General features: G+C 27.8%; 9 protein-coding genes and 1 pseudogene. 5 read left to right on the forward strand and 5 right to left on the reverse strand.

Going from position 1 to position 21,052, the window contains the following annotated elements; all coding sequences use genetic code 11:
* Positions 1-2,186 precede the first annotated feature (2,186 nt).
* Positions 2,187-3,128 (forward strand): annotated as a pseudogene (gene rlmKL / locus HACICURT3053_RS01795) (bifunctional 23S rRNA (guanine(2069)-N(7))-methyltransferase RlmK/23S rRNA (guanine(2445)-N(2))-methyltransferase RlmL); the annotation flags it as partial.
* A 2,645-nt stretch (positions 3,129-5,773) separates the two neighbouring features.
* Here the strand turns inward: rlmKL and lnt are convergent.
* Together lnt and ybeY are read right to left on the reverse strand one after the other, a co-directional pair.
* A complete protein-coding gene (gene lnt, locus HACICURT3053_RS01800) occupies positions 5,774-7,309 on the reverse strand; it encodes an apolipoprotein N-acyltransferase (protein ID WP_232037547.1) in 1,536 nt (511 codons plus the stop codon).
* Between the two features lie 1,478 nt (positions 7,310-8,787).
* Positions 8,788-9,243 (reverse strand): rRNA maturation RNase YbeY, encoded by a 456-nt coding sequence (gene ybeY / locus HACICURT3053_RS01805; protein WP_157992037.1) that lies wholly within the window; start codon positions 9,241-9,243, stop codon positions 8,788-8,790.
* Positions 9,244-12,278: 3,035 nt separating this feature from the next.
* On the opposite strand from ybeY, the gene fruB reads away from it, so the two are divergent.
* The 3 genes from fruB to fruA are packed head-to-tail and all read left to right on the forward strand — an operon-like array spanning position 12,279 to position 16,065.
* On the forward strand, positions 12,279-13,421 hold the full coding sequence (fruB, locus tag HACICURT3053_RS01810; protein ID WP_157992038.1) for a fused PTS fructose transporter subunit IIA/HPr protein: 1,143 nt from the start codon (positions 12,279-12,281) through the stop codon (positions 13,419-13,421).
* A complete protein-coding gene (gene fruK / locus HACICURT3053_RS01815) occupies positions 13,418-14,380 on the forward strand; it encodes a 1-phosphofructokinase (RefSeq protein ID WP_157992039.1) in 963 nt (320 codons plus the stop codon). Before fruB ends, fruK begins: the two co-directional genes overlap by 4 nt.
* Positions 14,377-16,065, forward strand: a complete 1,689-nt coding sequence (fruA, locus tag HACICURT3053_RS01820) for a PTS fructose transporter subunit IIBC (protein WP_157992040.1) — start codon at positions 14,377-14,379, stop codon at positions 16,063-16,065. Before fruK ends, fruA begins: the two co-directional genes overlap by 4 nt.
* A 58-nt stretch (positions 16,066-16,123) precedes the next feature.
* Here the strand turns inward: fruA and nfo are convergent, their stop codons facing one another.
* The 3 genes from nfo to znuA all read right to left on the reverse strand — a co-directional run bounded on the left by nfo (position 16,124) and on the right by znuA (position 20,235).
* The gene (nfo, locus tag HACICURT3053_RS01825; protein WP_157992041.1) at positions 16,124-16,999 is read right to left on the reverse strand and encodes a deoxyribonuclease IV; all 876 of its coding nucleotides are present in this window, start codon (positions 16,997-16,999) and stop codon (positions 16,124-16,126) included.
* Positions 17,000-17,929: 930 nt separating this feature from the next.
* A complete protein-coding gene (gene mepM, locus HACICURT3053_RS01830; RefSeq protein WP_157992042.1) occupies positions 17,930-19,255 on the reverse strand; it encodes a murein DD-endopeptidase MepM in 1,326 nt (441 codons plus the stop codon).
* Positions 19,256-19,272: 17 nt separating this feature from the next.
* On the reverse strand, positions 19,273-20,235 hold the full coding sequence (gene znuA / locus HACICURT3053_RS01835) for a zinc ABC transporter substrate-binding protein ZnuA (RefSeq protein ID WP_157992043.1): 963 nt from the start codon (positions 20,233-20,235) through the stop codon (positions 19,273-19,275).
* 69 nt (positions 20,236-20,304) lie between these two features.
* Here znuA and znuC point away from each other — a divergent pair, with 69 nt between their 5' ends.
* Positions 20,305-21,024: a zinc ABC transporter ATP-binding protein ZnuC gene (gene znuC, locus HACICURT3053_RS01840; RefSeq protein ID WP_157992044.1), complete on the forward strand. Its 720-nt coding sequence runs from the start codon at positions 20,305-20,307 to the stop codon at positions 21,022-21,024.
* The last annotated feature ends 28 nt before the right edge of the window (positions 21,025-21,052 follow it).

The following is a 21,052-nucleotide window of genomic DNA, read 5'->3' on the forward strand; positions in this document are numbered from 1 at the left end:
TACAATATCTACATAGTCTACTACTAGATTAACTCTAATTATGACCAATATAGTTCTACCATAGAATATAGTCTATCATGAACTTCTATGTTTTTATAGATACGCACTCACTTATACCTTGTCTTACTTTAGAGCAAGAAGGTGTATTCTATGAAATTTATATGAATAAATTTTTCTATTTCTTTTATAAGAATGAAAATGATCACTATTACTTTATTTTGTAATATTAAGTTAAAATTATATATCGACCATGTGTCAAACAATTAAATAATAATTCTTGACGTTTACCAGACCGAGGTTCTATCTCGTATCTACCCATTAAAATATGATACGCAATCAGAATCTACTCTAATACTTAGCGAATTTAGTTGGTTCATAAAATGTTTTAATATGATCGATAAAATGTACCATTCTTAATGAATAAATTTTGATTACTAAATTATTAATGTTTTTGTAATGTCAAAGTAATTATTACGGTTAATGAAAAAAACTAAATTGATTTAGTGTTTCTATGTTATTCATTCGCAACTGTCATTTTAAAACAATATTTTTGTACAATATACAATATATATTTTATTTTTTATACATGAAACTACTAAATAACTATTTGAGAAACCTTAATCATAAAAATCTTTTAATATACAAAATTTTCATTCATACCACATATTCATGTTATCAATTTATCACTATTATCTACTGAGGTTTAGATATGAAATCAAAAATCTTATTTGTAAACTACATAAACACATATTTATGATAGTTATCTATAAAATAACAATTTTTCAACAATTTAAATATATCATAATAATTTATTTATGACGTCCGAAATTTATATTTTTAATATATCAAATATTATAAAATAATCAGTTACTATTACGTAAGATGTAATGGATGCATATTAGGATGCATATTAGGATGCATATAGATTGTTCTACTTTAATTAAAATAAGTCATATCAATTAACTCTATAATCTATTCGTTTGTTCTCTGTGCATTCAGTATTATAATACTAATCTAAAATATTACAAATGATAATAAGCGTAATAAGATATTATGATGATTATATCATTTACTTTCAAGGCAAAAAACCATGAGAAAGTGTGATAAAAAATTAGCAATGTCTACATTTATTAAATGATACACAAATTTGATTAGAGTTCATTTTATATATCTTTTATTGATAAAATAAATTCTGAATTATAACTGGTACTTTTTCATGTCTTGTGACTTAACATTACACAGATCAATTATTAATTAAAATTTTATTTTCAAAACATCAAAAACAATTATAAAGTAACAAACCAGTTGAATAGTGAATGATTTCTAATATTATAGAAGGATACAATAATCAGTATTTTTCTATTAAAAATACGATATCCATCCGTATCTTATGCCATACCATTTCTTTGTTCTAATTATATTGCTTAAAATAAAATATATCTGATTTACTCTTTGGTTATCATTAGATAACTAGTTAATTTAATTTCGGAAAACAAATATTACAGGCGTGTTATCATTTATCAAATATATATTATTACTCTCGAGTAATACTCATAGCTATATAATGCATATTCGTTAAATATTTATTTCATCTCTTGTTATTTTGACAAAATTAACTGAGTATATTTTATAATACCAAAGTTAGACTCAAGACTTCTTACAGATTATTTATAATAAAACAACACATTATGTATTATAAAAAATCGGAGTGATTAGTCTGATTAATTAAAAACTATATAAAATAAAAAAGATATAGAATGAAAAGAAAAGTAAAAACCTATGCTTCTAGTAATCATAATTAACAACCGTAGTGTATAGAAGAACAACGTTGATTAGAGCATTTTTCTGATGTACATAGCAGATAGGATCTTTGATATATATTAAAACAATAACTTAATCTACTATTAATAAGTATAACCAAAACATCTTTCATCATCTTTTCTTTAATTTTATAAAAAAACCTACTTATACTATCATTTATATCTAGCTCATAGATATGATGAACAATCATGATCATCAAAACACATATCTTCGGAATATACTTGAATGCATAAAGATAGAATGAATACTTTTAGTATATGCAATCAAATTTTAAGAGTAATAACGTGAATAACTGTGTGCTAAAATATGAATCCATGCTCAGAAGCCCAATAGATTTTTTTCTTCTATCTGGTCAATATATTATAGATTATGCTAACCGTCTTCGAAAAAATATAAAAAAATTAGATAAATGGGCAAAGGTCGAAAAAATTGAATGTTATCGGATCTATGATTGCGATTTACCAGATTATAAAGTAACTATTGATCGTTATGGTGATTGGATTTTAATTCAAGAATATTCAGCGCCACATACGATTAATCCCTCTAAGGCACAACAACGTCTATCTAATGTAATTACCACGACCATAGATGTATTGGATATACCTCTAAATAAAATTATACTAAAAATCCGTACTAAACAAAAGGGAAGAAACAGGCAATACCAAAAGCTTAATAACAATGGAAAATTTTTAGAAATCATGGAGTTTAATGCAAAATTATTGGTTAATTTAACTGATTATCTAGATACTGGTATATTTCTTGACAATCGGAACACACGTAAAATATTAGGAAAAATGAGTAATGGAAAAAAATTTCTTAATTTATTTTCTTATACCGGTAGCGCTAGCGTGCATGCTGGTTTAGGTGGTGCATTGAGTACTACTACTATTGACATATCAAATACTTATATAAATTGGGCTCAACGCAATATGTTATTGAATGGATTATCAGGTCATAATCACCGATTTATTCAGACTGACTGTCTAAATTGGTTACATGAGAGTATAGAAAAATTTGATCTAATTTTTATTGATCCTCCTACATTTACTAACTCCAAGCGAATGAAAAATAATTTTGACATTCAACGTGATCATCTAGAAATAATCACCAATTTAAAACGTTTGCTTCATGATAATGGCTCTATCATATTTTCTAATAATAAACGTAGTTTTAAACTAAATTTAACTGGATTAAACCTGTTAAAATTAAAAGTAACTGAATTAAGTGCTAAAACAAAACCAAAAGATTTTTTTCACTCCCGCCCTCTTCATAGCTGTTGGTTAATTACTCATCTTCATAAAAATTAAAACATTCAGAAAATAATTATATTAAAGTCATATTTAACATTAAAAAATCTTGTTTCTAAAAATATAAAATATTCGAATTTCCCCTTCTATCATAAAATCAATAATTTTTATATTTTTCCTAGTATGAAAAGAGTTACTGATGTTATATTTAGTGATCTATAGGGGGGTGGATAAATATATGAAATAATTATTATCTATAATACCTCGCTATGACCCTAAGATCATAGGTACTTTATATCTCTTTGAGATATAATTAGAGTAATAAATATTAATACTAAGTCAATAAAAATGGATTAGAATTTAATTCTATTAAACATACTTACACCTAAAATATAAAAAAGCTATAATTTTTAAAAAAATGGAGACTTCAAATTAATCTATATCTAATTATAAAAATTAAGTAATAGATCATGTTTACGAATTATAAAATCTAAAACTAATAGCCTTATTTAATCTTAATAGAATTAAAACAAAATTTTTCTAGAAAATACTAAATAATATTTAATAACAGAGATAAAAAATACACGCTATTCTTTTGATCCTAATCATATAATTAATTCTTAAAAACTTTATGATTAAAAAACACACTATTAAAATACATAATAAAAAATTACATATTCTATAATACAATTATAGTTGTGTTCTAAGTCTTAAATTTATTCTAAATGCACCTCATAATATAAACTACTCGCTTTTATTAACATAACAAGAATAACCTCAAGTAGATTATGCATAGTAACAACCTTAAATAACTATGATCATTTATCTAAATATTCTACATAACCCATATTACTTCAAATATCTAATACTTAAACTATAAAAATTAGTAATAATTTACTAAATTATTTCAAAATACAATGACGATGACCTTTAATCCGAGTTTATCTCATCGCAAAATTTATAAAATCATCAACATAATTTTCTAGAAATCAATATATCATTGTCATGATATCAATATATTAAGTACACAAGGTACTTGTACTAATATAAAAAATATCTTCTAGACTTTATAGATAAATAAAAAAGTATTGAATATTTTATATATCTATATTTCATCTTGTTGTTTTATGTTATATTTTTAATAAAAAATTTAATAATATTAATATAACTTATTCTATTTTATTAATTTTAATCTTAATGCAAATTCTAAATTTTATAGGAAAACAGACTAATTCTCAATATTATCACTATAGTGCATTACTGGTAAATTAATTTAAGTTAGTATGATTCTAATCATAACTTATACATATCAGATCTTATGACTTATTTTATAGTAATCTATAAAAATTAATTCTATTGACCTTGGAATAGACAAATAAAAATAGATAAAACTGATCTCTCAATATTACTATGATTAAGTGCCTTTATGATTAATTTTTGTAAAAAGACCAATAAATTATAAATGAATTCTGATTGCTTTATAATACCTATAACTCATCAAAAAATAAATCGTTTTCCAAAACAAGGGAAAATACATACATTCAGTCCTTTCATATTAGTTAAGTATCACTCTATTAACCATTATCATATCACTGGAAATTCCAATACATAAAAAATAGAAAATATTCTTCATAATAATATTTTAATCCAATTTTATTTAACCTTAAAATGGACAATGCATATATTTTTTAAAAAAATCAATATATAAGAAATAGATAAGTATTAAATTTAAATTTAAAAAATTATTGATCTAATCAAACATATTCATACTTCTATTGCTCATATCTCTAAACGTACCAACTTCTTCTTAAAAAGGAGAAAAGGTCTCTGCAAATAATCAAGAATTCCCCCTCTATAAAACCTGAAAATTAGAGTCTATTGAACAGAAATACAAATTTTATCTAATCAATGTAAATATATTTCACAAAATATGAACTTATAGTCTTAAAAGACTTCTTTTATTTTTTTAGTTAATTATAAAATAGATTATGTAATTTTACTTGTAAAATTTTAAGATAAAATATTAGATTTCTCTATCTATTCCGAACAGGTAGTTTATTTAATACATTTGTTAATTTAAAATAGAAACATAATTTAAATAAATGACTTACATAATTGTTATGATACGTGTCTTTTATGCACGCTATATAAAATACCATAATGTTTTTGTATCTATTCAATAAAAAATTGAGTTAATATAACATATGATAATAAATCATAAATAGAATATTGATATTACTTTTAACCAAAATTAACTATTCCTATTATAATAATATTATTGGTTCATGATTAATTATTGATTTAATAAACAAGCTATTTTCTTCTTGTATTTTTCTTAAATTACCTAAAATATTTTAAACTCTCTTTAAACTTATTCCTGATACTAATCAATACTGATAGTTAATTCTTACTTAAAATAATTCATTTAAATGATAGAGACAATAAAATCTCTTCTAAACACAATAAAAACCAAGATGAAGTATAGAAATATATATAAAAATTATTATTTACTAAAATTAAATAACAAAGTGCATATTTTTATTCAAATAATAACTCTTCTGAACAGAAGATTCTTAAATACGATATTAATTTTATATTTGAAAATATGACTCACGTGCATGATCCTCTAATATTTAGAGTACAAAAAGTTACATATATTTCCTCAATTTAATTGTATAGAAATAAATTTATCAGATCAAAACATATTATTCCTCTATATATGATAAAAAAATAAAAATTAGTCTAACCGTAAGAAAAGATAAAGTTATACCCCAAACGCTCCAGTTTCCCCAGCGGGCATAGGGAGTTAATCCAGTTGTTGGTATTACTTTCTCAACTAAAACTCCACTGATGTATTGTGGCATAACACGTGTAATTTTACCATTAGCATCAATAATAGCAGTAACTCCGTTATTACTACTATATAATGAAGGACGACCTAACTCCAGAGAACGCATTTGAGCCATTTGAATATGTTGCCAAGGAGCAATGCTTTTCCCAAACCATGCATCATTAGATAGTACTATAAAAAAATCAATTTCTGCGCGAAAATTATCATGTATTTTTTTTCTTAAAATTACTTCATAGCATATAGAAGCCGATAAATTATATTTTCCAGCTTTGAGAAAAGGTTGAATATATGAACCATTACTTAATCCAGAAATTGGAAAATTGAAAAAAAAACTCAACGAACGAAAAAAATGTTCTAATGGAACGTACTCCCCAAAGGGAACTAAATGGTTTTTCTGATACCGACTACTGTTAAAATAATTATAAGGTTGATTAGCGCCAAAGACAATTATGGAATTATAAATCTTTTGGGTATTCTCTTTCAGTCGATTATCTAGAATACCTGTAACTAAAATAGTATTTGACATGCGTAATTTTTGATCGAACGTCTGCAGAAATGACTTCTGGTTAGTCTCAAAATCTGGAATAGCAGATTCAGGCCAAATAATAATTGGTATCTTTCCTATATAAGGATCAGTTAATCTAGAATAAATGTTCAAAATATGACTTAAATGATCCGAATCCCACTGTAATGACGGTGCAATATTTCCTTGTACTAACGCGACTGAAACTGACCGGTCTGGTAAAAGCTCAAACCAGGAAAACATACGAAAAGGCCATTGTATTAGCAATAACAATATACTTGCTGTTATAAAAAAGATATTCCTCTGTAACACAGAATATACCATTAAACCAGTAATACTTACTAAAGCAAAAGTAACTCCTTCGACTCCTATTAACGGAGCCAAAAATTTTAGTGGTCCATCAATCTGACTATAACCAAATTGTAACCATGGAAACCCAGTGAGCATCGATCCTCTTAAAAATTCAGTAACTTGCCACAACGCTGGGGATACAACAACAAAACGTAAAAAAGAGATCTCTCTGCAACAAAAATTAAGAAGTACAGTAAATAAAAAAGGATAAAACGACAAATAAGACACAAAAAAGAAAATCAAGAGAATGTTAATCACACAAGACATACTGCTAAACAAATCAATACTAACATAAATCCAGCTAATCCCAGTTCCAAATAAACCTAGACCCCATACAAAACCAATACAATTCATCTGGTGAGTCGTGCGATTAAGTGTTAAAGTCTGCAGACCGAATATTGAAACTATAGCGGCAGGCCAGATGTTATAAGGAGAAAAACTAAGCGTACCAATCGCGCCAGACGTTAACGATAATAACAAACGGATCCACTGTTGATTGTAACCAATATTTATCACATAACTAATGGTATTCTTCCAAACTAAATATAAGTGCATTATAATTTTAATATAAAATCCTTATAACATATCGACTAGATAATATAGCTATTTAAGATAATGTTATACTGTATCTTGATACTTTTAATTTTCAAAAAAATATATGATCTGATTATAATCAAATCACTTACCCCTCACTTTATATCTCTTTAATATATAAACGTATAATTAATATTATGTTAAACTTTGCAAGTTAACGTTGTAAATAAGACTATCAACATCTAAACTAGATAAAACAATATGTTAATTTTTATCCAGAAATATATTTCTTATATACTTTCAAGTAACTTAACTATATTTCAAATAATAAATCCATTCATTATAAAATTAAATACATCGATTAAATTCATGATATTGAAAAATTTCAAATAAAATATTTCTATATGACGAGAAATAACTTAGACTCTAGCGCTATCTACTATACGCTCTTAGTAAGATCAATCAATAATAGAAAATAAGTAATCAACTATTACGATTCTATTTAGATTACTATTCTACAATATGATTGTACTTTATATAATTATGTTTGTAAAAACTAAGACACTGAAGGTTACAATCTCTGTCAATAAAAAAATCAATTTACCTATTTAGGTATTTGTCTAAAATTAAAATAAATTAGATTATATTTATCTGAGTGACAAAATTTTTCTATAAGATTATTAATTAAACATATTCTTTTAAACGAAAAATAAATTACTATCTAATTACAATATACTCCAATCTCTATAGTTAAAAGTACCTAATAAAATATACGTTAAAAAATTTATAATTTTATAATACCACCGCTTATTTTATAATATATAATTATAAAAATTATAAATGAAATAAAAATAAATAAAGATACTATAAGTTTGACTTTTTTAATATAAATTATCCATAAATAATCAGTTGTATTGAATATAACATCTTATAAATAATATGTCATAAGTTGAAAACTTATTACAAATAAATGATAATATATAATTCAGTATGTTAGAGAAAATAGTTATTTTTTTATTTCTTGATAAAAAACGTAAAAATATTTTCCGATATAGATAAATCAACTACTGTAGACCATGGATAATTCTAGATTAACCTAACTTTCGTTCATCTCAGTAAAATTTATGAGAACAAAACGATCCATCTAATATAGAATTCTAATTAGTTATTATTTTAAATAAATAACAATATAAAATATATGAAGAATATATGATTAATTACCATAGAATATAATTCCAATTATTATCAATAATATCTCAGTTTACATATAACAAGATAGCAATTGAAATATATTTTATTAGGTTTACACAATTTTTTTATATAAAAGATTCATGAAATTTTATACATCTTCTTTACCATATATCTTAGCTTTCTTTAAAAAAATAAAGAATTATGCAGTCTCTTATAATCATAAGAGATATATTATGATGTACATCATCTATAAGAACCAATATATTAGATTATCTTTCTACAATATAAGGATCAGGATAACCGAGTTTTATCAATGATTTAACCTCTATATTTTGCATAATTTCTGCTTCATTTTCAAAAATATGATTATAGCCTAATAAATGAAGAAACCCATGAATTGTGATATGTGCCCAATGGGAAGAAAGTGATTTATCTTGTGTAGAAGATTCTAATTCCACCACCTGTCGACATATAATTAAGTCACCAAATAAGGGAAATATAATGCCAGGAATGTTTTCAAACGGAAAGGAAAGAACGTTAGTCGCTCTATTTTTACCACAAAATTTATAGTTTAACGACTTCATCTCTTCTGTATCTACTACGCGTATATTAATTTCTTTTTCTGGTGGAGAATGAACAACCACCGCTTTCAACCAATGATAAAAATCAGATTTTTTTGGTAAATTCTTCTTATGTTTACAGGCAAGTTGCAAATTCAAAATCATAGTAAAATAGTCTTCTTTTTTTATAAATATAAATTTTATAGTTGTCGAAACCATGAAAATCAGGAGAATCAATCCAGATAATTTTGAAAAAATTCTAATAACCTACATATCCCTAACTAATTACTCTATTTAGATTTACTTATATAAAAATATTAAAAATTCTAATAAATAAAGACTTTGATCTCTTCTTAAAAATTATCAATTATAAAATAAAAACCCTAAATTCTACAATTTTATTCAAATTTAAATCATGGAATAACATTTAAAAAATCTAAAAAAATAAAAAAATTAATCATCTTAATCTTTAATATCAGATTGTAATGTTAATTATATATAAATATATCATATGGTTGAGAAATTAACGCAGAGTCTTTGTTAAGAAAATCATATTTTATAATTCTTATTATTCCTTATAATATAGATTAACTATCTTTTAGTAAACATAACTTATACAACTATACTTGAATACCAACTGCATTATCCATATAATAGCGATATAAAAAATAATTCATTTAGTCCATTAAGTATGTTTAATTTAAGCCCGTATCGTTGTCTATTTTGTATGAATAATTAATCATATTCCTGTCTAAAAAGTTTTTTATTAATTAAATAAATCTAAAATAAAAAATAAAATTATGTTAATTAACATTTTTATTATAGATATAAAAACTTATGAAAATTACTACCTACTAGCTACTGCCAAATAATGTTTTTTCCTCTAATGAATGTTAAGTTCAATCATTTATGTTAAATCTGATCATCTAATGAATATTAACTTTAGATATGAAGTTTTTCAGATATAATAATCATTATTAATTGACGAGTATCGCTCCGTATCTTTCTCAAATTATATTACGTTCTATTTCCAATTAACTATCATTCCGTCTGTTCCTTGATCATGTTTCTAACACACCTCTAGTTACTATTTTAATACAATTCAAATTTTTTTATATAAAATTACGCTAAATAATTAAATAATCTCCTTTTACTAAAAAACTATACCCATTATATCTCCTAAATTCTTAATTATATCACAGTGAAAAATAAAAATCACTTATTCTAAAGATCAAGAAAATGTAAAAATATCCTGCAAATATCAAACAACTCTTTAATATCATTAATTCATAATACATCAATATCGCAAAAATTAATTGCAAACTTTAATCATAGAAAGAATATCATAATTGGTCATGAAGAAAAAACTAAAAAATCTCCCTGATATACCAATCTACTATTTTCTCTATTATAATCTTCTTATCTTTAGTCAAACTCAGTTTTGAACAATCATGACTTACATAATTGAAGTGAAAATCAAGATTATTTTACTAAACTCTGTTATATCTAATATACTTTCAATTCATACAAATTTTATAAATTTTGTACTAAAAATATTTAAACTATTTCTTAGTTTACATAAATCATTATTTCTATCATCTTAAATATTTATGTTGTATTAAATACTTCGTTATAGATGATATGTTATATTCTATTCACCTGTATTAATTAAGAATTGTGGTATAAGTTTTACTAAAAAATAATTATAGACTAGTAAAAACAAAAGATTTATTGGCTTGATTTATGATATACTGAATGATTTATTTAAATCATATCAAATTTATTTATATAGTACCATACTAATTAAGAAAATGTGATGAGAAAACATTCTAGGTTCTTTTTAGTTTTGTATATTCTGTTTCTTTACTTAGTTTGGTTTTAACATCTATTCTTTAATATAAAAATTTGTATAATTATCCAATAAAATAATCTACAACCACAGTGTAACACATAAGTAAACACGGCAAAATCATTAAACTACTATACTGATTAACTACAAAATGCGTGATATCAGAAAAGATTTCTAATGTAAACTTTCTAAGTGATGAGATGAAAGATTTAAAAAACTATTTAATGTATAATATCTAATTTAATTCATTAAGATTATTTTATAATACTGAACTAGTAAAAAAATGAAGATGACCATGGTAAATAAATAGATAAATTAAAACTTATTAGATTCTTACAAAAAATGAAGATTAGCATTTTTAATATCAAAATTATTAACACTGAATCTTATCTTAAGATGTACATTATTAAAAATTTTCATCAAAAATCGTCATTAGCTTGCCCATGACGACTAAATAATAACACAGATACTTTTGTTCTCTTCCATACACCTATAATTAGAATAGATATTTAAAAGTTAAAATTCAGATTTTATAATCTATTAGTAAAAATCCAAAGCTTATCTTCCTCTAATAAAGGAATTATCTGTAAATAAAAATTTTTCAAAAATCCAGAAATCTCTTTTTTTATCGCTTATTTGAGCATCTATTCTCTAAGAGAGTCTTATATATTTAACTCTATAATATTCACTACAATCAATCTCAGTTAATTCACTTGCACAGATAATACCAAATTAAATGAATTATGATATTAACTGAATTAAATATGTTTATGTATTTGTTAAAAATAAAATGTACTGAAGATATGAAACATACATAATAGCCTTATATTACTCAGAAAGTATTAGCAATCTATTGATCTCGAAGAGTTTTAAGTTCATTAAAAATAACTTAAACCATATATTGATCAAAGGTAAACCTCATGGATTTAAGAGTCCTTATAACCAACTAGTTCTATCGATATTCAATTAATATAATGCAATATTATTCTATATGATAGATAAAAGATTTATTTTATTTTAGCATATTTACTGACTTACTTAATTATAAAATAAATCTCTCAAATTTAACATGCATTTTAGATCTAAATTAAAATTATTAAGATATCATCTCAAAAGATAATATGAATGTTATTAACTTAAAATCTGATAGTCTGTATTTTGACAATACAAAATATAAGAATATGTCGTGAATAGTAAAATCTGGTATAATATATAATATGATTATAATTTTAACTAAACATTTATTTAAATAATTGGTAATACTCATTAAAATACATTTAACTAATCACTTCTTTGATTACATTGTCTGTTAAAGGTAGTTTAAAATTTAAATTTCGCAGAGAGGAAAACTATGTTGCAATTAGCGCTTAATAATATCATAGCTGGAGCATTGGCTTGTGATAAACAAGATGCAATTCGCCAAGTCAACTCTGCTCTGACTGAAGCCGGTAACGTTAGTAGTGGATATTTAGATTCTATGTTAGCGCGTGAGAACCAGATGTCTACTTATTTAGGTAATGGCGTTGCGATTCCTCATGGAACAATTGATGCTCGTAGTCTAGTTGTAAAAACCGGTGTCCAAATTATCCATTTCCCTAAAGGAATAAATTGGGGAGAAAATCAAATAGTGTATATGGTCATTGGTATTGCAGCAAAATCTGATGAACATTTATTGTTATTAAAAAAATTAACGCATATATTAAGTGATGAAAACCTAATCGAAAAACTAAAAACTACTCATACAGTTAAAAGTCTACGCAATATATTTATTAGTGAAAAATTCTCTACTCAATTTAAATTTAACTCTTCCTTGATTTCTACAGAGGTAAATGCTAAAAATTTAATTACGCTACAAGCTATAAATGCTGGACTTCTCCAAGAAGAGGAAGCCATAGACTCTTCTTTTGTTTCTTATATCATTAAGAATCAACCGCTTAATCTTGGGCAAGGAATTTGGATAAACGATAGCCCTGATGGAAATCTTATCAGTGCTATTGCGATCAGTCGGTCAACTTCGCCATTCAATTGCAATGGCGAAGTGGTATCGCTCTTAATAACAGTTTCTGTGGTTGATGATCAACCACTTAACATACTAAATAACTTGAGCAACTTGTTAGAAAAAAAGAAAGCACTTCAATTATGGAGTGGAGATTCCGCATATATAATAAGAATACTCAACAATCCGTTGTCGTGCGAATCTGTGAAAGAAGAGGTAATTATAGAAGAATTTGTGATTCGTAATGAACATGGATTACATGCTCGTCCAGGTGCTATACTAGTTAATATAATTAAGCAATTTAACTGTGAGGTAAGTGTCATAAATCTTGATGGTAACAGAAAACCAGCTAATGGACGAAGTCTGATGAAACTTGTTTCTCTTGGTGCAAAAAAAGGTCATCACTTACGATTTATTTCTAAAGGAACGGAATCCAAACAACTAATAAATGCAATCGGGGAAGCTATTTCTTCTGGACTTGGAGAGATTCCTACATGAACAAGCATGTAGCTATTATTACTTTTAACCCTGCCTATGACTTAGTTGGTTATACTAATAAAATTCATTATGGTGCAATAAATTCACTAACAACCACTGGATTACATGCGGCTGGGAAAGGAATTAATGTTGCTAAAATATTAAAATATCTTGATATTGATATTACAGTAAGCGGTTTTCTTGGAAAAGAAAATAAAGATGGTTTTCAGAAGTTGTTTACAACAATGAACTTTTATAATTATTTTAAATTAGTAGAAGGACGAACCCGTGTTAATGTTAAAGTGACTGAAAAAAACAGTTCTCTTACTGAATTCAATTTTTCCGGCTTTACAGTCACCCAACAAGATTGGGAAAATTTTTCTAACGACTCACTGATCTGGTTAAAAAAATTTGATATACTTTGTATTAGTGGTAGCCTGCCAAAAGGAATTAGGTTATCTTCTTTTACTCAGTGGATGAAAAAACTGAATGAATGCTGTCCATTTGTCATATTTGATAGCAGTGAAGAAACGCTTGTAGCAGGGCTAGAAGCGCATCCATGGCTAATTAAACCTAACTACCATGAATTAGAAACCTTGGTTGGAAAGAAATTGCCAACCATAGAAGATATTGTTACTTCTGCTAAAAGTATCCAAAAAAAAGGTATTACTAATGTAGTGGTATCATTAGGATCTCAAGGAGCAATATGGGTCACTGCTACTGAAAAATGGATAGCAAAACCTCCATTGTGTCATGTTGTAAGCGCTGTTGGAGCAGGTGATGCCATGGTTGGGGGTATGATTTATGGACTTTGTATGAATTACTCAAGTGAGCACACCTTTCGTTTAGCAACTGCATTGTCTGCGCTGACAGTTAGCCAAGGCAGTGTTGCAATCTCTGATCGTGCAGAATTAGATACAATGATGGCACGTATTGTTTTACATCCATATCAAACAATGATAACTGGGGAGACGCAATGAAAACCATTCTGATAATAGATTGTTCACTAGGATTAGCTACACGCCACATGGCGAAAAATCTAACTAAAACAGCCGCAGAACAATCTGGTATTCTTCTAACTGATCAGTTAGAAGAAGCCGATAGAGTGATCGTAGTTGGTCAAATTCCTTCAATAAATAATCAACTATACAGTAAAAAAATTTATTTAGTAGATATCGCACAGTTACTTCATCATCCAAAAAAAATTCTGTTAACAGCTCAAACTGATGCTCAAGTATATTCTATATCTGCTCCTCAATTAGTCAGTTTACCTCAACCGAAAATTCAACAAAAACGCATTATAGCAGTTACTGCTTGTCCAACTGGTATAGCGCATACATTTATGGCAGCCGAAGCTATAAATAATGAAGCTAAAAAACGCGGTTGGTGGATTAAAGTAGAAACACGTGGTTCAGTAGGCGTTGGTAATGTTATTACAGATGATGAAGTAAAACTTGCTGATCTGGTCATAGTAGCCGCCGATATCGATATTGATTTATCTAAATTCTCTGACAAACTTATATATCGAACCTCAACTAGCTCAGCACTAAAGAATACAAAAGAGGAATTAGATAAAGCTATCACAGAAGCTAAACTCTATCAAACTATAAATGAAAAAATAACAACTACAAAAACAAATCAAGAAAGTACCGGAGTATATCGTCACTTACTTACTGGAGTTTCATATATGTTACCTCTAGTTGTTGCAGGTGGATTAATTACTGCATTATCATTTGCTGTTAGCAACACTATTATTCATCAATTTAGTGCATTAGCGCCTGTCCTGATGCAAGTAGGAAGCGGAGCTGCTCTCGCATTAATGATTCCAGTGCTGGCAGGTTTTATTTCCTTCTCTATTTCGGACCGTCCTGGATTAGCACCAGGTTTAATAGGTGGGGTGCTAGCATCTAGCGTTAACGCAGGTTTTCTTGGTGGAATTATTGCCGGTTTTATTGCTGGATACACGGTAAAATTCGTTAATTTACAATGTCGTCTTCCAAAAAGTTTAGAGTCATTGAAACCAATTTTACTCCTTCCTGTAATATCTAGCTTAGTGACAGGCTTGCTGATGATCTATGTAGTCGGTAAACCCATTTCCAGTATTATGTCTATCCTGACTAATGGTTTAGAGAATCTTGGAACCGCTAATTCCATAGTCCTGGGGGCTATTCTTGGTGGCATGATGTGTATTGATATGGGTGGACCACTTAATAAAGTAGCATATTCATTTGGTGTAGGATTTCTGAGTTCACAAACTTATACACCAATGGCCGCCATAATGGCGGCTGGTATTGTACCTCCATTTGCAATGGGACTGGCAACATTACTAGTAAGAAAAAAATTTAGCCAAAACCAACGTGAGTTGGGAAAGGCGGCTTTCATACTCGGCATGTGCTTTATTTCAGAAGGTGCTATTCCATTCGCTGCACGCGATCCAATACGCGTTCTTCCTTGTTGTGCTATTGGCGGCGCAGTAACTGGGGCAATCTCTATGGCAATTGGAGCTAAACTAGTCGCTCCGCATGGAGGTTTATTTGTCCTTTTTATTCCCGGCGCCATTACTCCGGTCTTTGGTTATCTCATCGCAATCATAATTGGTACATTAGTAGCTGGAGTTTCTTATGCACAATTAAAGAATCCAGAAGTTACGTATAATACAGCTTAGTTCATTCTGTATTTTTATTAATTACTAACAAAATTATTCGAAATATAAAATATTTTTATTAAAAACATGATAATATTGCGTTATTTCTAGTTAACAATTGCTCTGATTTTAACCAAAATATTTCATGTTTCCAAAGTGCAGGATTAATTGTTTCTAAGATCATAGGAATCTTATCAAAACGACTATCCTGCATTAACCAACTAAATAAAACCTGACCAATTCTACCTTTACCCAAACTTTCATGACGATCAATCCGACTACCTAGCTCATTTTTTGAGTCATTAATATGCATTCCTCGTAAATAATGTAAACCAACAATACGATGAAAATTCATAAAGGTTTCTATACAAGCCCTTTCAGTACGAAAATCATAGCCTGCAGCAAAAGCATGACACGTATCAATACAGACACCAACACGTGATTTATCTTCCACACCTTTAATAATACCCGCTAAATGTTCAAAAGAAAATCCAAGGTTACTACCCTGTCCTGCAGTATTTTCAATTACTAAAGTTACCCCTCTTGTTCTATCTAAAATGATGTTAATAGACTCAGAGATACGTTCTAAGCAATGTTTTTCTGTTATCTGATTGAGATGGCTTCCAGGATGGAAATTAATTAATTTAAGACCTAATTGGTGACAACGTATAACTTCATTTATAAAAGAAACACGTGATTTTTTTAATCCTTCTTTTGTAGGGTGACCCAAATTAATTAAGTAGCTACTATGTGGTATAATTTGGAATGCATTGAATTTTTTTTTCTCACAAGTATAACGAAATAAATCAATTTGTTCCGCGGTAAGAGGAGGAGAATGCCATTTTCTTTGATTTTTCACAAAAAGTGATAGAGCCGTTGCTTCTATTTGTGCTGCTCGTTCTATTGCTAGATGAAGACCTCCCGCTGCACTCATATGTGCTCCAATATACTTCATTATTTTAATCCCCTATTAAATATGATATAAATCATCTCTAGTCAAACCAAAACAATTCTGTAATATACTCAATAATTCTTCATATCGTTTTATTAGTAATATAAATACTAGATGTATTCCATTAAATACCAAAAACATATTTCTTAGCTTCTTAAGAACGCAACTAATAAGAATTACTTCAAAATCATCATATATAAATAAGAGTTATTAATTTTATAATTATCATATATATCTACGTGTATTCGTAATCTGATATAGAATTTTTATTCTAGAATAGTCATTAGATACTATTCACTTTTATCCATAATACTCTTTAAGTATTATAACTTAATTAAGCCATACATTTATAATATGTATTATAAATAGGTTATCTAATTGTCTTTGATTTAGAAGTGAGAAGATTTCTCAAAATACAAATAAAAATGATATTAAAAACTTTATATTAAATAATATTATTATTTAATATTTTAATGTAATTTTTGCTAAAAAATTTTTTCATTATATTTTTATATTAGTTGATTTTTATAGAAAAATCTAACACATAGATAAATTAAAGATATATCAATGTTAATAATGATAATCATTATTCATCACTTCTATATGTTTTTCTGATACTGAAATGAGGTGCGTATTAATCTATAATTAAACTCTGATTCTATATATCTCATAAAACGTTCTTAAATAACACTTAGAGATCTTATATATCAAAATATATAAGCGTTTATCTTCTTTAAGAAAGAAATAACTTAATATTCATATTGTATCTTCTTAATTAAACTTTAATTACTTAATCTAATTAAAATACAAGAAACATATATCTTTAATCTTCACATATATAAAAAGACAATTTCTCTTTCTTTAAAAAAAGAAACTTATTAAGTTATCATGAATATATTAAAGTATTATACGAAATATTATTAAAGAAGAAGTCTATCTATTTTTGAACTGCATTATGGTTTTGTTTACCTTATCTAAATAATGTCGACGGGCCTCACCAGTTATTCCTTTCATACAAGGAAGTCGAGCAGTTAAGGGGTTTACAGCATGATTATTAATCCATATTTCAAAATGAACATGAGGCCCAGTCGATCGACCGGTATTACCAGAAAAAGCAATACACTGACCACGCTTGACTCGATCTCCTGGCTTTACAAGAAGAGTTTTCAAGTGCATGTATCGTGTCATATATTGACGCCCATGGCGTATAGCTACATAATTCCCCGCTGTACTGCTACATTTAGATACCATGACCTCACCATCCCCTATCGATAAAATAGGGGTGCCAATAGGAACAGCAAAGTCCACACCTTTATGTGGTGCAATACGACCGGTCACTGGATTAGCACGTCGTGGATCGAATTGAGATGAAATACGATATCGCCTAACTGTCGGGAACCGCATGAAACCACTATTCAAACCTGACCCACTACGATCATAAAACTTTCCATCAGAAGCGCGAATAGCATAATAATTTTTTCCAGAACTACTCAAACGAACTCCAATTAATTCACTTTGTTGTCTTTGACCATCTAAAATTTCACGCATGATTAAAACCCTAAAGTCATCACCATCACGGAGTTTTCGAAAATCTATTTGCCACTGTAAAGATTTAATAACTTCAGTAATCTCACTATTACTTAACCCAGCAAGTTTAGCGCTTCTAATAAAACTACCATTAACTATAACTGTTAATCTATCACGTTGCCATTTTCCAGTTTTTAACAATACCGATAACTTGAACCTATCTTGTACACGATCATATCGTCGACTTTCTCGACGGGATCGTTCCCAAGTAACACTTTGTAACCGACTGGCATTATTTAATGTCCATGAAAATTTTTGTCCGATTTTTAAATTATATAAATGTGGATCAGATTTAACGAGTTGTCTAATATCTGCTATCTCAATACCATACTGGTTTAGTATGTTACTCAGTGTATCTCCTGAGGAAACAATATAATCATGTGTTTCAATTTCATTAGGAATATCATTATCAAATTCATCTTTGGGCAGATCTTCTTCTATAACAGAATTTTCTGTCTCTATAGGTTCGCTATCTAGCGGAAGAGAAATGCTCAACGAAAGTGTCTTAAAGTGAGAATGATCAGCTTTAAAACTTGTTCCAATGATTTTATAAACACAAACATTCCAGATAAAAATAATCAGGCTAACTATAATCAGAATACTTAATATAATACGGTAAAAATAGGAAAAACTATTAAACTCTATCTTAAGAGAGTTGAGTGTTTTCTGCACGCACGACTTCCTTTACTTTAATCTCCTTTGAGACAATTCACATACTGGTCAGATAACTGAATAAGAAATTGAACATAGCTATCTTTCCCTAAAGAAATACCTGCACCAAGAGGATCTAAAGTACCTGCACGCACCGGAGTATCCCTAATAATTGCCTTTATTATTGCCGGCCTAAATTGAGGTTCAGAAAAAACACATATTACCTTCTTTTTGATCAATGCACGCCGTATCTTATACAAACGTTGTGCTCCTAATGGAATTTCTGGATTTACAGTAAAGCATCCTTCTGGAGTTAAACCGTAATATTTTTCAAAATATGCATACGCATCATGAAAGACAAAATACCCTTTACCCTTAAGTTCTGAGAGTTGGTTATTAATATAGGCATCAGTCATTAACATAGAAAATTTAAAGTGTTGAAGATTAGCATCTAATTGCTTATGATGTATAGGCATAAGTTTTAATAATTTTTCATAAATTACAATAGCAATTTTTCTAGAAATTTCCGGCGACATCCAAAAATGCATATTATGTTGACTATGGTGTTGTTTTTTTTTATCTTTATCAAAGCCCATTTCTCTTAAAGAAATGGAGGAATCTAAATATGATAAACAACTACCATTAGAATTACGCAGTAATAAAGATTGAATATCAGGTAACAAGTCTATCTCAATTTTTTTATCTATAGTTACTGTTTCAGTAACTTTACTCATAAACGCTTCCATTGCAGGACCAGACCAAAGAATTAATTCCGCGGCCTTTATTTTCTTAATATCTAATGGACGAAGTGAGTAATCGTGTACTGATGCACCATCTGGTAGAATGATCTCGATTGAAACTATATCATGAGCAATAGCTGCAGCAATTAAACCTATAGGTTTAATTGAAGCAACAATAGCTGCTTTAACTGGAAAGAGTGATAATGCGAAAATAATAATTCCACTTTGTATTATAATTAAACGCAATTTTTTATATAACATAAAGCTTTATTTTACCCGGATATTAACTATTATTGTTAATATTATAATTTTAAAATTATAATCACGATTATGTCTAACTTAATTAAACTTACCAAAATTTCAGTAAACTTTGGTCCAAATCCAATACTAACCAATATATCACTACAGATAGAATCAGGAAAAATATTGACATTATTAGGACCGAATGGAGCGGGAAAATCGACATTAGTACGCGTAGTGTTAGGATTAATTACACCAAATTCTGGAATTATAGAACGTGATAAAAAACTATGCATAGGATACGTTCCACAAAAAATTTTTCTTGATTTAACTCTACCATTAAATGTAAAACGCTTTATGCAATTACGACCTCGAACACAATGCAGAGATATTCATTCTGCATTAAAACGCGTACAAGCAGAACATCTAATTACATACCCTCTTCAAAAACTATCTGGAGGAGAAATGCAAAGAGTTTTGCTAGCGCGTGCGTTATTTAACCAGCCACAACTATTGGTTCTTGATGAACCTACTCAAGGTATTGATGTTAATGGTCAAGTTATATTATATAATTTAATTGATCAGATTCGACATGAGCTAAATTGTAGTATTTTAATGGTTTCACATGATTTGCATTTAGTTATGGCTAAAACAGATAGGGTCTTATGTTTGAATCATCATATCTGTTGCTCCGGTACGTCAGAAGCGGTATCACAACATCCAGAATTTATTTCTATGTTTGGTTATCTTGGGTCAGAGCAGTTGGCAATTTATCGACACAATAACCATACTCACGATTGTACTTCCTAGAAAGAAGTATCTCATCTCATGAAAACCA

The organism is Candidatus Erwinia haradaeae, assembly GCF_900698855.1.
GTDB classification, from domain to species: domain Bacteria; phylum Pseudomonadota; class Gammaproteobacteria; order Enterobacterales; family Enterobacteriaceae; genus Erwinia_E; species Erwinia_E haradaeae_F.

What these genes read in the sequence shown, in the direction of transcription:
- ybeY (WP_157992037.1), bottom strand. Translation starts at nt 9,243, where the DNA reads ATGATTTTGAATTTGCAACTTGCCTGTAAACATAAGAAGAATTTACCA.
- fruB (WP_157992038.1), top strand. Translation starts at nt 12,279, where the DNA reads ATGTTGCAATTAGCGCTTAATAATATCATAGCTGGAGCATTGGCTTGT.
- fruK (WP_157992039.1), top strand. Translation starts at nt 13,418, where the DNA reads ATGAACAAGCATGTAGCTATTATTACTTTTAACCCTGCCTATGACTTA.
- fruA (WP_157992040.1), top strand. Translation starts at nt 14,377, where the DNA reads ATGAAAACCATTCTGATAATAGATTGTTCACTAGGATTAGCTACACGC.
- nfo (WP_157992041.1), bottom strand. Translation starts at nt 16,999, where the DNA reads ATGAAGTATATTGGAGCACATATGAGTGCAGCGGGAGGTCTTCATCTA.
- znuA (WP_157992043.1), bottom strand. Translation starts at nt 20,235, where the DNA reads ATGTTATATAAAAAATTGCGTTTAATTATAATACAAAGTGGAATTATT.
- znuC (WP_157992044.1), top strand. Translation starts at nt 20,305, where the DNA reads ATGTCTAACTTAATTAAACTTACCAAAATTTCAGTAAACTTTGGTCCA.